This window comes from Sphingopyxis sp. (assembly GCF_035250425.1).
Lineage (GTDB): Bacteria > Pseudomonadota > Alphaproteobacteria > Sphingomonadales > Sphingomonadaceae > Sphingopyxis.
Genome location: NZ_DATFFD010000262.1, coordinates 1 through 14,517, shown reverse-complemented (window position 1 = coordinate 14,517; position 14,517 = coordinate 1). Strand labels below are relative to the sequence as shown.

Here is a 14,517-nt window from a genome sequence, read left to right as displayed (position 1 = left end):
GGACAGTGGGTCAGTCAAGCGCTCGATACTCTAGACGGCACCGGCCTTGAGCAGCTTTACGGCGTGGTCGGCGGCGCGCGCGGTCAGTGCCATGAAGGTGAGCGACGGATTGACGCACGAGATCGATGCCATCTGGGCGCCGTCGGTGACGAACAGGTTGGCGGCGTCGTGCGCCTGGCCCCATTTGTTGAGCACCGACTGGCGCGGGTCGGCGCCCATGCGCGCGCCGCCCATTTCGTGGATGGCGTCGCCGGGGACGTGCTCGCCGCGGTTGCTCGCCACGTTGAGCAGGCCGGCAGCCTTGAGCATCTTCTCGCCCTCGGCCCGCGCGTCGTCCATCATCTTGATCTCATTGTCGCGGAAAGTGACGTCGAAACGCATCAGCGGGATGCCGAAACGGTCGACCTTGTCGGCATGCAGGCTGACGCGATTGTCCTCATAGGGCAGGCATTCGCCGAACGCGCCCATGCCGAACTTCCACCCGCCATATTGGCGCATGCCCTGCTTCATCGATGCGCCAAAGCCCTGCGGATAGGCCGGATCGCGCCGCGCGCCGCCTTGATAGCCATAGCCGCGGCGGAAGCCGACGCCTTCCTCGCCGCCGACATTGCGGAAACGCGGGATATAGACGCCGCCGGGGCGGCGGCCATATTCGATATAGTCGGTCATGCCCGGAATATCGCCCCAGACGCCGACGCGGAAGATGTGGTCCATCACGTAACGGCCCAGCGTGCCGCTCGCGTCGAAATGGCTCTTGCCGGTGCCCGGGATTCGCGAGTTCATCAGGATCTGGGTCGACGCCATCGCCGAGGCGCAGAGGAAAACGAGGCGGGCGGGGATCACCTCGGCCTGCTTCGTCTTCGCATCGACCACGCGGACGCCCGTGACCTTCTTCGTCTTGGGATCATATTCGAGGTTGGATACGACGGCGTCGGAGCGAAGCGTGAGCCGTCCCGTCGCCCGCGCCGCGGGCAGGGTGACCGCCTGCGTCGAGAAATAGGATCCGAACGAACAGCCGCGTCCGCACTGGTTGCGGAACTGGCATTTGCTGCGGCCCTGATCCTCCTTGTCCTCGGTCATGTTCGAGAGGCGGGTGTTGATCAGCTTGCGGCCCGGCGAGGTCGTCTCGAGCCGCTCTTTGAGCCATTTTTCGGCGATGTTCATCTGCATCGGCGGCTGGAACGCACTGTCGGGCAGCTGCGGCAGATTCTCGCGCGATCCCGACACGCCGATATATTTTTCGACATAGTCGTACCAGGGCGCGAGGTCGTCATAGCGGATCGGCCAGTCGATCCCGACATTCTCGCGCTTGTTCGCCTCGAAATCCTCGGGCGACCAGCGAAAGCTCCAGCGCCCCCAGATCAGCGACTTGCCGCCGACCGCGGCGGGCCGGATCCAGTAAAATTTCTCGCCCTCGTCATAGGCGTAGGGATTGAGCCGGTCGTTGTTGTAGAATTTCTGGTTCGACGGCGAGACATAGCCATGCTTGGCGATGAAATAGTCGCTGTCGACCAATGCCTTGGGCATCGCGTCGCGCGCAGGGATCTCATAGGCCGGTTTGCCGTCATAATCATAATCCGCGCCATGCTCGACCATCACCCCGCGGTCGAGCATCAGGACCTTGAGACCCTTTTCGGTCAATTCCTTCGCGGCCCATCCGCCGCTCACTCCGGAACCGATGACGATCGCATCGAAGGTGTCGGTCATATCTTGATCCTCGAATATCGGGTTACGCGCGAAGGCGGCTGAGCGTGGTGAAGCTGGTCTGAATGTCGGGAAGATAGGGCGCGGGCGACTGGTCGTTCTCGACATAGAAATGCTTCACGCCGGCGACCGTGTTGAGCGAGAAGATGTCGGCGAAGTCGATCACGCCCTTGCCGACGCTGGTCATCTTGCCGTCGGCGGTGCGATCCTTGACGTGATAGGCGTAGATCCGCCCCGGCAGGCGCCGGATGATCGCCTTGGGATCCTCGCCCGCGGCAACGGCCCAGAACAGGTCGAGCTCGAGTTGGACCAGCGCCGGATCGGCATCGGCGATCAGCGTGTCGAACAGGCTGGTGCCGCCCGGCCTCAGCGTGAACTCGAAATCATGATTGTGATAGGCAAAGCCGATCCCGGCCTTTTTCAACCGTTCGGCATAGCGGTTGAAATTGGCGACCGCGGCCTTCCAGCCCTCGGCATTGCGATGCGCGTCGACCATATAGGGAACGACCAGCGTGTCGGCGCCCAGCGCCTTGGTCATCGCGACCGCGCCGTCGAAATCGCTGGCGAGCGCCTCATAGGCGACATGGATCGAAGGCGACTTCAGCCCCAGCCGGTCCATCGTCTTGCGGAGCGCGGCGTGGTCCATTCTGTCATAGCCGCCACCGCCATATTCGACCTCGCGATAGCCGATTTTCGCGACCTTCTCGAGCGTTCCCATCGGATCCTTCGAGAAGAGTTCGCGCACGGTGTAGAGCTGGATACCGATGGGCTTCTGCTTGAAGAGGCGCGCTAGAGCCGGGCCGGCCGCGAGCGTCGCCCCGAGCGCGGCGCCGCCCGCCATCCATTGCCGTCGGTTGATCATCATGACGAAAACACCTTGTTGACTTCGGAATAGAGATAGGCGCCGTCGTAGCGGCCGGGGACGGGCAAATATTCGCGTTCCTGCGTGATGCCGACTTCCGACGTGAAATATCCGGTGAGCACGAGTTGGCGGAACTTGTCGAAGAAGTCGGCGCCGCCGGGCAGCTTGTTCTCCATCGCGAACGTCAGCAGCGCGTCCTGCTGCGCCGGCGTCGCCTTCTCGGCGGCGACCTTGTAGTCGGCCCGGCTGCGCGCCTCGATCGCGTCAAGCCCCGCGAGGATCGGCTTGCGATCGTCGGGCGACGCCCAATCGGCGAGCAGTTTTTCGATATATTCGGGGACGCCGGCCGCGATCGCGCCGGGGGTGTCGGTGGTCGGCATCACGCGTTCGCTGAGCGCGGTCATCAGTGCGCGCTGCTGCGCAGTGAACACCGGCGACGACGGCGGGCCGCTGCTGATGCGGGGCACCTCTGCCGCCGCGGCGCGCGCGATCGGCGCGAACAGGCTCGCGCCGAACATCGCGGCCATCCCGGCCAGCGCGTCCCTGCGATCGATGATCATTTCACGGCCCTTTCAAAGTCATGGCTCGCCGCCGCTTCGGTCAGCGGGCGCACCCAGATGTTGCGGAACGAAACCGGGCTATTGTGATCCTGAAGCTGGATCGGCGCGGCATCGCCATGCGCTTCGTACTTCGCGACCTTCCGCCAGACCGTGCTGCCCAGCCAGGGCTGGCGGTTCTGCACCAGCACGCCGTTGAGAAAGGCGGTAACATAGGCCGGGCGCAGCAGCTTGCCGTCGGGGCCGAAATGCGGGCGTTCAAAGACGATGTCATAACTCTGCCATTCGCCGGGCGGACGCGACGGGTTCACCAGTGGCGGCTTCCAGGCATAGATCGCTCCTACGGTGCCGTCGGCATAAGTGGGGTTCTGATAGCCGTCGAGGATCTGGATCTCGTAGCGCTGCATGAACCAGATGCCGCTGTTGCCGCGATCCTGCGAGCTTTTCGCCGGCGGATTGGGCGAGCGGAATTCAAGGTGAAGCTGGACGTCGCCGAAGCTCTGCTTGCTGACCAGCGCATTTTCGCCGGAGCCCGTAGCGCGCGGGGTCGCCGTGACCGCACCGTCCTTGACCGCCCACGCGGTGGGCTGGGGCTGCCACGCATCGAGCGATTTGCCATCGAACAATATGACTGCGTCCGAAGGCGGCGCGCCGGGTGCCGAAGCCGGCGTCACCACCGTCGGATGGGGCCGATTGGTATCATGGACCTTCCACTTGCCGTCGGGCAGCGTCGGCGTGTCGGTGAAGCCGGGCTTCTCCTGCGCGGCAGCCGGACTGCCCGCCGCCACCGCCACCGCGATTGCTGCGCCCCATGCGATACGCTTCACTCGTTCCTCCCTCATGCCGCGTCGATCGCGCGATAGGCGGCGACCAGCCGCTCCTCGCCGGCGCGGCCGTCGATTGAATTGCCGTGCTCCATGCCGATCACCCCGGCGAACTTCTTCGCGCGCAGCCAGCGGACGATGTTGCGATAATTGACCTCGCCCGTGCCGGGCTCCTTGCGGCCGGGATTGTCGCCGAACTGGACGTACGCGATCTCGCCCCAGCAGCTGTCCAGCGTGTTGATCAGGTTCCCGGCCTGGATCTGCTCGTGGTATAGGTCCGCCAACACCTTGATCGCCGGGCTGTCGACCGCGCGCGCCATCGCATAGCCCTGCGGGACAGTCGACATGAAGACGCCGGGATGGTTCACCAGCGTATTGAGCGGCTCCATCACCATGACCAGCCCATGCGGTTCATAGATTTCGGCGGCGCGGCGCAGCACATCGATCACGCGCGCGGTCTGGATATCGACCGGCAGCTTGCGGTCCATAAAGCCGGTGACGATCGTCATATGCTTGGAGTTCAGCCGCTTGGCGACATCGACCGAACTGCGAATATCGGCGAGGAAGCGTTCGCGATCGCTATCGTCATTGCCGCCCAGCAGCGGCCGGAACTCGGCCCATCGCGGCATGCTCGCGACGAACACGCCCATCGTCATGCCCCGTTGTTGCAGCGCGCGCGCCATCGCGGTCTGGTCGGCGACCGGACGCGTCGCCGCCTCATTATCCTCCCACGCCGTAAAGCCCTGATCGGCGGCAAAAGCGATCTGTTCGATCCGATCGCCGCGGCTTTTGAAGCTCCCCTCGTGCGGGGCGTATTTCAGCGAAAAGCGCGCCGCGTTCTGCGCCATCGCGCCATTCGCCACCGTCGCTGCGGCAGCGGCAGCGCCGCCCGCCAGAACCGCTCGACGCGATACGCTCATGCCGTCTGACCCGCGAGCGCCGCGCGCGACTTACCGCGCTCGCGCAGCCAAATGAAGCCGAACACTGCGAGCAGGATGACGGGCAGGGTCGCCAGCCGCTGGAACGACAGCGACGCCGCCGCATCCTCGACCGCCAGCTTCGCCGCGCCGGTCAACCGCGCAAACGCTTCGGGTCCGCCGGCGAACTCGATCTTGGCGCGGTCGAACATCGCGCCCAGCTGCGGCAGCACGAAGAAGCTGGCGAGCGCGCCCGCCGATCCGACGAGTCCCATCGCCCATGATCCGCCGCGCGGATAGCGTTCGGCGACCGAGGCGATCATCGTCGGCCACATCACGCAGACGCCCAGCCCCCAGATCGTCGCGGCGACGACCGCCGCGACCGGCGACTGCGCCTGGCTCAGCATGAACAGGCCGATCGCGGCGAGCAGGCTCGATACCCAGAGCAGCCCCGGGTTTGAGATCTTGTTGGCGAGCCGCCCCGCGAAATGGCGGAAAATGAACATCAGCGCGTTGACATAGACGAGCAGCAGGATGCCCCGCATGCCGACGCGGTTCGACAGGGCGACGTCGATCCACTGGCCGGGGGCCAATTCGGACGCCGCGGTCAGGAACATCGCGCCGAACCAGACGAAGAAGCTCGGCCGGCGAAACACCTCGCCCATCATCTCGCCGAAGCTGACGCCGCTTTGCTGACGCAGCGGCGGCGGGAAGCTTGTGGTCAGGGCGATCACGAGGGTCGCGGCGGCGGGGACCATGACGAGCGCCATGATGCCCTGCCACGGCAACGCCGCCGAAAGGAAAAAGCCGGCAAGCCCGCCGACGATGATGCCGCCGGGGAACCAGGCGTGCAGCACGTTGAGCCGGTGTGTGGTATCGTCGGGGTAGAGCTGCGCGGTCAGCGGATTGATCGCCGCCTCGGTCAGCCCCCAGCCGATGCCGCTGAGCAACATGCCAGCCCAGACGAGCCAATAGATGGTCATGCCGGTGGCGACATGGCCCGCGGTGACGATCATCAACGGGCCGAGGATGAAGCACAGCCCCGCTCCCGCCAGGCACCGCCTCATGCCGATCTGGTCGAGCAGCGCGCTGACGACGAACAAGGTGATCGAAAAGCTGAGGAACGCCGCGCCCAGTGCGGCGGCGATCAGCTCGCCCGCCTGCAAGGGCGCGATCGGATCGATCCACTCTGATTTGAGCCCGCTGGCGATCGCACCGCGGATGGCGAGGCTCGCCGCGGCCGTGAACAGCGCGAGCACGCCCAGCCAGAACAGGCGTCCCTTGTGCAATGTCGTCATCCTGCGTCCCCTTTGATCATTATCGTTAGTTCGTCTGCCGCGTCGTCAGTTCAGCCCCAGCATCGCGCGGTTGAGCGCCGGATCGCTGCCCCCGGCGAAATCGTCGAACGCCTTGTCGGCCTTGCGAATCATGTGCGCGGCGATGAAAGGGGCGCCTTCGCGCGCGCCGTCTTCGGGGTGCTTCAGGCAGCATTCCCATTCGAGCACCGCCCAACCGGCGTAGCCATATTGCGTCAGTTTCGAGAAGATACCGCCGAAGTCCACTTGGCCATCACCCAGCGAGCGGAAGCGTCCGGGCCGGTCGACCCAGTCCTGAAAGCCGCCATAGACACCCGATCGGCCGGTCGGATTGAGTTCGGCATCCTTGACGTGGAACATGCGGATCCGCTCGTGATAAATATCGATGAACTGCAGATAGTCGAGCGCCTGCAAGACATAATGGCTGGGGTCATAGAGGATGTTGGCGCGCGGGTGGTTATCGACCCCCGCGAGGAAGCGCTCGAAGGTGACGCCGTCGTGCAAATCCTCGCCCGGATGAATCTCATAGGCGAGGTCGATGCCCTGTTCGTCGAAGGCATCGAGGATCGGCCGCCAGCGCTTCGCAAGCTCGGCGAACGCTTCTTCGACCAGTCCGGCGGGACGCTGCGGCCACGGATAGAGATAGGGCCAGGCGAGCGCGCCCGAAAAGGTCGCATGGGCGTTAAGACCCAGTCGCCGGCTCGCCTTTGCGGCAAGGTGGAGCTGCTCGACCGCCCAGGCCTGACGCTCGGCCGGCTTGCCCTTCACCGCGTCGGGTGCGAAGCCGTCGAACTGGGCGTCATAGGCGGGATGCACCGCGACCAACTGACCCTGCAGGTGCGTCGACAGCTCGGTGATCTCGACCCCCGCCTCGCGGCAGGTGCCCGCGAGCTCGTCGCAATAATCCTGGCTTTCGGCGGCTTGGCGCAGGTCGATGCAGCGGCTGTCCCACGTCGGAATCTGGATGCCTACATAGCCCGCATCCGCCATCCAGCGCGCCGCCGAGGGCAAAGTGTCGAACGGCGCATCGTCGCTCATGAACTGTGCGAGGAAAATGGCCGGCCCCTTCATGCGGATGCCTTTCGCGTCACTTGGTTTCGGTCTTGAGAAAGGCGATCAACGCCGCGCGGCGCGCTGGGTCGGCCACCTTGACGACCATGCGCGTGCCGGGGACCTTTTTGGTCGGCGCGGCGAGATATTCGTCGAGCGTCTTGTCGTTCCAGCGGATTTTCGATGCCTTGAGCGCCGGGCTGTAATTGAATCCGGCAACGGCGCCGGCTTGCCGGCCGAACAGGCCGTGCAGATTGGGCCCCATCGTGCTTTTACCGCCAGCTTCCAGCGTATGACAGGCGCGGCATGCCGCGAAGGCCTGCGCGCCGGGACCTTGGGCAGGCGCTGCAACCACCGCTGGTGAAGGCGTGAACATCAGCGCAATCAACATTGCTCCTGCCGGTGGCAGGGCGAACAGAAATTTCATTATCCTCTCCCGTCTGGCAACAGCCGGTGCGATGATGTAACCGGTCGAAATCGGATTGTGCAAACAATTTTGGAAATCCAGACCGGGGGAATGCCGTGAATACGAAGTCAAAAACGCGCTACGGCATGGTCGGCGGCGGCGAAGGCGCCTTCATCGGTGCGGTGCACCGGATGGCCGCGGCGCTCGATGGCGAGTTTGCGCTGGTGTGCGGCGCGTTCAGCAGCGACGTGGAACGTAATGCGCGAAGCGCCGCGGCACTCGGGCTCGATCCCGCTCGCGCTTACGCGACGCTCGACGCCTTGCTCGCGGGCGAGGCTGCGCTGCCCGAGGATGAGCGGATGGAGGTGCTGGCGATCGTCACCCCGAATCATCTGCACGCCCCGATGGCGATCGCCGCGCTCGATGCCGGTTTTCACGTCCTGTCCGAAAAGCCGATGGCGCTGAACCTCGCCGAGGCGCAGGTGATCGGCGCGGCCGTCGCCCGCAGCGGCAAGCTGTACGGCCTGGCGTTCACCTATAGCGGTTATCCGCTGGTCGAAGAGGCGCGCGTGCGCGTCGCGCGCGGCGATTTCGGCAAGATCCGGCTGGTGCAGGTCGAATATTCGCAAGGCTGGCTCAGCCGCCCGATCGATCAGGACGGCAACAAGCAGGCCGAATGGCGCACCGATCCCGCGCGCGCGGGGCTGGGCGGCTGCCTGGGCGACATCGGCACGCACGCCTTCCAGCTCGCCGAACATGTCTCCGGGCTGGCGGTCGGGTCGCTCAGCGCGGAGCTGACGACGCATGTTCCGGGCCGCCGCCTCGACGACGATGTGGCGGCGTTGCTGCGATTCGAAGGCGGCGCGCGCGGCGTGCTGAAGGCCAGCCAGATCGCTGCGGGCGACGAAAACGGCTTGCGCCTGCGCATCCATGGCGAGGAAGGTGGCCTCGAATGGTCGCAGATGGAGCCGAACAGCTTGACATTGCGCTGGCTGGACCGGCCGGTCGAGGTGATCCGCGCTGGCGGGCCCGGTCTCGACCCATCGGCGGTCGCGCGGTTGCGTACCCCGGCGGGGCATCCCGAGGGTTATATCGAGGCGTTTGCCAACCTGTATATCGGCTTCGGCCGAGCCCTACGGGCAGGTGCCGCGACCCCGCCGCCGCCTGGCACGGCCGACTGGTTCCCCGGGATCGTCGATGGCCTGCGGACGATGGCCTTCGTCGAAGCGGTGATCGAAAACAGTGCGGGCGAAGCGAAATGGACCGCGCTTGCCCGCATCCCGAACGATCGCCGGACGGCAGGCGGCGAATAGCGGCGCGCTGTTAGCCATAACCTCCTTCGAGGGACGCCGCTTTACGATCGCTCCGCTCAGGCCGTGGCTTCGCGCCCACGCATCTTGGTCGGAGCCATGCCAAAGCGGCGCGCGAAGGCGCGCGTGAAGCTCGCATTGCTCATATAGCCGCAATTATAGCCGATGCTCGATATCGGAAGATCGCTCTGCGCGAGCAATTGGCGCGCGCGTTGCAGCCGCCGCTCGCTCACCGCCTCGGCGACGCTGCATTGATACAGTTCGCGAAAGCCTCGCGTCAGCTTGGCCTTGCTGAGGCCGCAGCGGCGCGCGACATTGCCGACGGTCAGCTTCTCCTGCCACTTCTCGTTGACCAGCTGGTGCGCGGCGGCGACGCGCGTGATGTCGAGCTCGCTGAGCGACGTGCTGCCGCCCACTTCGACCATGCGGTCGGCGGCGAGTTCGGCGAAAAGCTGGCAGAGCAGTTCCTGGCTGCGCGCGCTGCGCAACATGTCGTCGACCTCGCTGTCGCCTTCGAGGGCGACCACGGCGCGGCCGAGACCGCGAAGATTGGCGGGGAGATACCAGCGTCCGTCCGCCTTGGGGCGACGCCCGAACAGGCGGTCGCACGCGGCGCGGCTGATCGCGAGGACAACCAGATGATCGTCGGCGGGGCCGGCGACATCGCCGGGGAGGAGCATCGAGACGGCGGGCTCGCCAATATCGCCGAAACCGAAGATGAGCGCGTCGGGCGGCAGGAACGCGGCGTCACAGGGGCCGCGGCCGACGAAGCTGGTAAACTCCGGAGAAATGCGAATGGATAGCTTCTTCGTCATCCTGTCATCCCAGCGAATCGGGGCATCAGTGGCGGCGCCATGCCATATGTGCAATCATCCTGGCCTTATCCGACACGCAAATTTTCTTTGCCGATTGTTTCGGCGGACATGCCGATCGGCTTGATCGATGCGATAACACCGATTGAAAGGACACCGATGCCGGCAACTGGCAAGGCGGGCCAGTCCGCGCGCGAAGGCTATCGCTGACTTTCGGGCGCGCGTCGCGGTCCAGCCTTCAGCGCCGCGCTTTTCCCCGTCGGACCAGGGCTCCGCCTGAAAGGGAACGCCGGTTTGGTCGCTTGGAGTAGAGTTTTGCCGTCGCCGCGCTCAAGGTCACTTGCCGCCAAAAGATTCATCACATATAGTTAGCATACTAAGCAAAATGATCATGCAGGGAGGTGTCGGCGATGTGGGATGGAATGCCGAATATTTTCAGATTTGCCGTGCGCGGGATGTCGTTCGCATGACTGACGTTGCGGCCTTACTTCCTGCGTTGATGACCCGGATTGCGGGTTCTGGGGTGCTGTCGGGCATGACGCGATTGTCTGGCGGTGCGAACATGGAGAGCTTTGCGTTCGAGTGGGGCGAGGGCGAGGAGGTCGCGGGCTATGTCCTGCGTCGCGCGCCGTCGGCGGATTATATGGCGGGCCGTCCGTTCGGGCATGTCGACGAGGCGGCGCTGGTGCAGGCGGCTTATGCGGCGGGGGTGAAGGCGCCCGAGGTGGTCGGCGTGCTGGAGCCGGCCGACGGCATGGGCACGGGTTATGTGATGCGGCGGGTGCTGGCCGAGGTGTCGCCGGCGAAGATCCTGGCCGATCCGCCACCGTCGCTGCTCGCCGACCTCGGCCGCGAGCTGGCGCGCATCCACAGCATCCCGCTGGACAGCGTGCCCGCTGCGATCCCGCTGATGGACACGGCGGCGGCGCTGGCGGAGCTTAAGTCGCGCTTCCTGTCGTACGGCGGCGACCGCCCGGTGATCGCGCTGGCGATCAAATGGTGCGAGGATCATTTGCCTGCGCCCGCCGATCCGGTGCTCGTCCATGGCGATTACCGCATGGGCAACATCATGGTGGATGTGGATGGGCTGGCGGCGGTGCTCGACTGGGAGCTGGCGCATAAGGGCGACGCGCATGAGGACCTCGCGTTCGGCTGCATGACCGTCTGGCGCTTCGGCATGCTCGATAAACCGGCATTCGGGGTCGGCAGCCTCGATGATTACTTCGCGGCGTACGAAGCGGCGGGCGGGGTGACGGTCGACCGCACCCGCTTCCGCTTCTGGCTGATCTACCGGACCTTGTGGTGGGCGCTGGGGTGCTTGCAGATGGGACAGATGTGGCGGAGCGGTGCCGACCCGACGGTCGAGCGCGTCGTGATCGGCCGGCGGACGGCCGAGCAGGAGCTCGACCTGGTGCGGCTGCTCGAAGAGGAGGCGCCCGAGGCCGAGCGGGGGAGGGTGCTGCCCGCGTCGCCGGACGCCACTTCAGCGCCGGCCGGCGAGCCGACGAACCGCGAGATCGTGCAGGCGGTGCGGGGCTGGATCGAAGGGTCGATCAAGCCCGAGGCGCAAGGCCATGCGAAGTTCGAGGCGGTGGTCGCGATGAACGCGCTCGGCATCGTGCTGCGCGACCTCGATGCGGACGTGCGCGCCGAAGACAAGGCGCTCGCCGAGGCCTTGCTGTCGGGAGCCACCACGCTCGCCGAGCCGGGGCTGCTCGCGCGGCTGCGGCGCGCCGTGCTCGATAAATGCGCGATCGACAGCCCCAAATATGCCGCGCTCGCCGCGGCGCGCGCCGGCTGGCGCGGATAAGCGGACAAGGGAGAGAGACATGGATTTTGCGATGCCCACCGACCTCGCGGCGTACCTCGAAGAACTCGATGCGTTTATCGAAGCCGAGATCAAACCGCTCGAGCTGGCGGACGACAATATCCGCTTCTTCGACCACCGGCGCGAACATGCGCGCACCGACTGGGACAATCAGGGGCTGCCGCGTCCCGAGTGGGAGGCGCTGCTCAAACAGGCGACGCGCAAGGCCGACGCCGCGGGCCACTGGCGCTTCTCGGCGCCGAAGAAGTATGGCGGCAAGGACGGATCGAACCTCGCGATGGCGGTGATCCGCGAACACTTCGCCGCGAAGGGGCTGGGCTTGCACAACGATCTCCAGAACGAGCACAGCATCGTCGGCAACTTCCCCTTCGTCGAGATGTTCGAGCAGTTCGGCACCAGCGACGAACAGAAGCAGGAATATATTCTCGGCGGATTCGAGGGCAAGCGCCGCACCGCGTTCGGGCTCACCGAACCCGATCATGGATCGGACGCGACGCATATGGAGACGCGCGCCGTGCGCGAGGCCCGCGATGGCATCGACGGCTGGCGGATCGACGGACGCAAGATGTGGATCACCGGCATGCACGTCGCGACGCACTGCGCGACCTTCTGCCGCACCAGCGGGAAGGACGGCGATGCGAAGGGCATCACCTGCCTGCTCGTGCCCACCGGCACCCCCGGCATGACCGTCGATGAATATATGTGGACGTTCAACATGCCGACCGACCATCCAAGGATGACGTTCACCGATGTGTGGGTGCCCGACAGCGCCCGGCTCGGCCCCGAGGGCGGCGCGCTTGCGATCGCGCAGAGCTTCGTCCACCAGAACCGCATCAGGCAGGCGGCAAGCTCGCTCGGCGCCGCGGTCCATTGCATCGAAGAGAGCGTCAAATATGCGCGGCAACGCAAGCCGTTCGGCGAGGCGCTGGCGAAGAACCAGGCGATCCAGTTCCCGCTCGTCGAGCTGGCGACGCAGGCCGAGATGCTGCGCCTGCTCATCCGCAAAACCGCGTGGGACATGGACAACACACCCCACAAGGAGGTCGAGCGTACGCTCTCCGACAAGGTCAGCATGTGCAACTACTGGGCGAACCGCCTCGTCTGCGAAGCCGCCGACCGCGCGATGCAGGTCCACGGCGGCATCGGCTACTCACGCCACAAGCCGTTCGAACATATCTATCGCCACCACCGCAGATACCGCATCACCGAAGGCGCCGAGGAAATCCAGATGCGAAAGGTGGCGGCGTATCTGTTCGGGTATATGGGGCCGCGGCGCGAAACGATCGGGAAGCTGTGATCCGCCCCCGCACGCTTTACGACAAGATATGGGATGCGCACGCCGTCGCCGAGGATGATGGCGAGACCCTGCTCTATATCGACCTGCACCTGCTCCACGAGGTGACCTCGCCGCAGGCCTTCGCCGGGCTGGCGGCGGCGGGACGAGCGGTGCGGCGTCCTGAGCGCGCACTCGCCCTGTCCGATCACAATGTGCCGACGGCGGGGCAGGCGGCGGGGCCGGCGGGGGTTGTCGATGCCGAAGCGCGCGCGCAGCTCGAAGCACTGGTCGGCAATACGCGTCATTTCGGGATCGAGAATTTCCCGATGGGCGATCCGCGCGGCGGGATCGTCCATGTCGTCGGCCCCGAACAAGGACGCTCGCAGCCCGGGATGACGATCGTCTGCGGCGACAGCCACACTTCGACGCATGGCGCTTTCGGCGCGCTCGCGTTCGGCATCGGCACGTCCGAGGTCGAGCATGTGCTGGCGACGCAGACGATCCGCCAGCGCCGGTCGCGCAACATGCGCGTGACGGTCGACGGTGTGCTCGCGGCGCACGTCCATGCCAAGGATCTCGCGCTCCACCTGCTCGGCGTGATCGGTGTCGATGGCGCCGGAGGGCATGTCATCGAATATGCCGGCGAAGCCGTCCGCGCGCTGTCGATGGAGGCGCGGATGACGCTGTGCAACCTCAGCATCGAAATGGGCGGGCGGGCGGGACTGGTCGCGCCCGACGCGGCGACCTTCGCCTATCTGGCAGGGCGGCCCGCGGCGCCCACCGGGAAGGCGTGGGATGCAGCGCGCGCGCGTTGGGCGGCCCTCGTAAGCGATGATGCGGCGCTATTCGATCGCGAGATGCGGGTCGATGCGCGCGATGTCAGGCCGATGGTGAGCTGGGGCACGAACCCGTCGCAGGTTGTCGCGATCGACGGGCTGGTTCCCGATCCGGCCGCGCTGACGAGCGCCGAAGCGCGCGGCGCGGCAGAGCGGGCGCTCGCCTATATGGACATGACGCCGGGTGTGCCGATCGCCGGGTTGCGGCTCGATCGCGTGTTCATCGGCAGCTGCACCAACAGCCGGATCGAGGATTTGCGCGTCGTTGCGGAGGTCGTGCGCGGCCGCCGCGTCGCGCCGCATGTCCGCGCGATGGTCGTGCCGGGGTCGGGGCTGGTCAAAAGACAGGCCGAGGACGAGGGGATCGACTATGTCCTGCGCGACGCGGGGTTCGACTGGCGCGAGCCTGGCTGTTCGATGTGCGTCGGCATGAACGCCGATCGGCTGCAACCCGGCGAACGCTGCGCCGCGACATCGAACCGCAATTTCGAGAATCGACAGGGTCGCGGCGGGCGCACCCATCTGATGAGCCCCGCGCTGGCGGCGGCGAGTGCGATTGCCGGCTGCATCGCGGCGCCCGAAATGCCGGGCTAAAGCGCCGCCTCGAACCGTGCGATCACGTCGGCGTGGCGCAGCGTGCGGGCGATGTCGTCGAGCCCCTCCATCAGGATGCGGCGATCGTCGGGATCGATCTCGAAATCGATCGCCTCGCCCGACGCGAGCCGGATCCGCTGCGCTTCCAGATCGATCTCGATCGGGGCATATTGCGCGAGCATGATTTCATCGCGCAGCTGCGCGCATATTTGATCAGGCAGGCGG

Annotated in this window: 14 protein-coding genes; 4 read left to right on the top strand and 10 right to left on the bottom strand. The window is 65.9% G+C overall.

Going from position 1 to position 14,517, the window contains the following annotated elements:
- Window positions 1–30: 30 nt before the first annotated feature.
- Genes VJ811_RS15905 through VJ811_RS15870 form a run of 8 tightly spaced genes read right to left on the bottom strand, consistent with a single transcriptional unit; the run spans window position 31 to window position 7,720 of the window.
- Window positions 31–1,707: a GMC family oxidoreductase gene (locus tag VJ811_RS15905; RefSeq protein ID WP_324074113.1), complete on the bottom strand. Its 1,677-nt coding sequence runs from the start codon at window positions 1,705–1,707 to the stop codon at window positions 31–33.
- Window positions 1,708–1,729: 22 nt separating this feature from the next.
- On the bottom strand, window positions 1,730–2,569 hold the full coding sequence (locus tag VJ811_RS15900) for a sugar phosphate isomerase/epimerase (RefSeq protein WP_324074110.1): 840 nt from the start codon (window positions 2,567–2,569) through the stop codon (window positions 1,730–1,732).
- Window positions 2,566–3,123, bottom strand: a complete 558-nt coding sequence (locus tag VJ811_RS15895) for a gluconate 2-dehydrogenase subunit 3 family protein (RefSeq protein ID WP_414711962.1) — start codon at window positions 3,121–3,123, stop codon at window positions 2,566–2,568. The genes VJ811_RS15900 and VJ811_RS15895 overlap by 4 nt, the downstream gene beginning before the upstream one ends.
- Window positions 3,123–3,950, bottom strand: a complete 828-nt coding sequence (locus VJ811_RS15890; RefSeq protein ID WP_324074106.1) for a DUF1080 domain-containing protein — start codon at window positions 3,948–3,950, stop codon at window positions 3,123–3,125. The genes VJ811_RS15895 and VJ811_RS15890 overlap by 1 nt, the downstream gene beginning before the upstream one ends.
- Window positions 3,951–3,961: 11 nt before the next feature.
- Window positions 3,962–4,867 (bottom strand): hydroxypyruvate isomerase family protein, encoded by a 906-nt coding sequence (locus VJ811_RS15885; RefSeq protein WP_324074103.1) that lies wholly within the window; start codon window positions 4,865–4,867, stop codon window positions 3,962–3,964.
- On the bottom strand, window positions 4,864–6,162 hold the full coding sequence (locus VJ811_RS15880; protein ID WP_324074101.1) for an MFS transporter: 1,299 nt from the start codon (window positions 6,160–6,162) through the stop codon (window positions 4,864–4,866). The genes VJ811_RS15885 and VJ811_RS15880 overlap by 4 nt, the downstream gene beginning before the upstream one ends.
- Before the next feature lie 45 nt (window positions 6,163–6,207).
- Complete coding sequence (locus VJ811_RS15875; protein WP_324074099.1) at window positions 6,208–7,251, bottom strand: sugar phosphate isomerase/epimerase; 1,044 nt, start codon at window positions 7,249–7,251, stop codon at window positions 6,208–6,210.
- Window positions 7,252–7,267: 16 nt separating this feature from the next.
- Complete coding sequence (locus tag VJ811_RS15870) at window positions 7,268–7,720, bottom strand: c-type cytochrome (RefSeq protein ID WP_414711961.1); 453 nt, start codon at window positions 7,718–7,720, stop codon at window positions 7,268–7,270.
- Between the two features lie 62 nt (window positions 7,721–7,782).
- On the opposite strand from VJ811_RS15870, the gene VJ811_RS15865 reads away from it, so the two are divergent.
- A complete protein-coding gene (locus VJ811_RS15865; protein WP_324074115.1) occupies window positions 7,783–8,949 on the top strand; it encodes a Gfo/Idh/MocA family oxidoreductase in 1,167 nt (388 codons plus the stop codon).
- Between the two features lie 56 nt (window positions 8,950–9,005).
- On the opposite strand, the gene VJ811_RS15860 is transcribed toward VJ811_RS15865, so the two are convergent.
- A complete protein-coding gene (locus tag VJ811_RS15860; RefSeq protein WP_324074097.1) occupies window positions 9,006–9,761 on the bottom strand; it encodes an AraC family transcriptional regulator in 756 nt (251 codons plus the stop codon).
- A 496-nt stretch (window positions 9,762–10,257) separates the two neighbouring features.
- On the opposite strand from VJ811_RS15860, the gene VJ811_RS15855 reads away from it, so the two are divergent.
- From VJ811_RS15855 to leuC, 3 genes are read left to right on the top strand one after another with little or no spacing between them, the layout of a single operon-like run.
- The gene (locus VJ811_RS15855; RefSeq protein ID WP_324074096.1) at window positions 10,258–11,568 is read left to right on the top strand and encodes a phosphotransferase family protein; all 1,311 of its coding nucleotides are present in this window, start codon (window positions 10,258–10,260) and stop codon (window positions 11,566–11,568) included.
- A gap of 19 nt (window positions 11,569–11,587) precedes the next feature.
- Window positions 11,588–12,883: an acyl-CoA dehydrogenase family protein gene (locus VJ811_RS15850; RefSeq protein ID WP_324074094.1), complete on the top strand. Its 1,296-nt coding sequence runs from the start codon at window positions 11,588–11,590 to the stop codon at window positions 12,881–12,883.
- Window positions 12,880–14,292 (top strand): 3-isopropylmalate dehydratase large subunit, encoded by a 1,413-nt coding sequence (gene leuC, locus VJ811_RS15845; protein WP_324074092.1) that lies wholly within the window; start codon window positions 12,880–12,882, stop codon window positions 14,290–14,292. Before VJ811_RS15850 ends, leuC begins: the two co-directional genes overlap by 4 nt.
- On the opposite strand, the gene VJ811_RS15840 is transcribed toward leuC, so the two are convergent.
- The coding region (locus VJ811_RS15840) for a 3-isopropylmalate dehydratase small subunit (protein WP_414711960.1) at window positions 14,289–14,517 on the bottom strand (229 nt) is incomplete at its 5' end. The two genes, leuC and VJ811_RS15840, sit on opposite strands and share 4 nt — an antisense overlap.

Coding starts and splice junctions, on each gene's coding strand:
- VJ811_RS15905 (WP_324074113.1), bottom strand. CDS start 1,707: ATGACCGACACCTTCGATGCGATCGTCATCGGTTCCGGAGTGAGCGGC.
- VJ811_RS15900 (WP_324074110.1), bottom strand. CDS start 2,569: ATGATGATCAACCGACGGCAATGGATGGCGGGCGGCGCCGCGCTCGGG.
- VJ811_RS15885 (WP_324074103.1), bottom strand. CDS start 4,867: ATGAGCGTATCGCGTCGAGCGGTTCTGGCGGGCGGCGCTGCCGCTGCC.
- VJ811_RS15880 (WP_324074101.1), bottom strand. CDS start 6,162: ATGACGACATTGCACAAGGGACGCCTGTTCTGGCTGGGCGTGCTCGCG.
- VJ811_RS15875 (WP_324074099.1), bottom strand. CDS start 7,251: ATGAAGGGGCCGGCCATTTTCCTCGCACAGTTCATGAGCGACGATGCG.
- VJ811_RS15865 (WP_324074115.1), top strand. CDS start 7,783: ATGGTCGGCGGCGGCGAAGGCGCCTTCATCGGTGCGGTGCACCGGATG.
- VJ811_RS15860 (WP_324074097.1), bottom strand. CDS start 9,761: ATGACGAAGAAGCTATCCATTCGCATTTCTCCGGAGTTTACCAGCTTC.
- VJ811_RS15855 (WP_324074096.1), top strand. CDS start 10,258: ATGACCCGGATTGCGGGTTCTGGGGTGCTGTCGGGCATGACGCGATTG.
- VJ811_RS15850 (WP_324074094.1), top strand. CDS start 11,588: ATGGATTTTGCGATGCCCACCGACCTCGCGGCGTACCTCGAAGAACTC.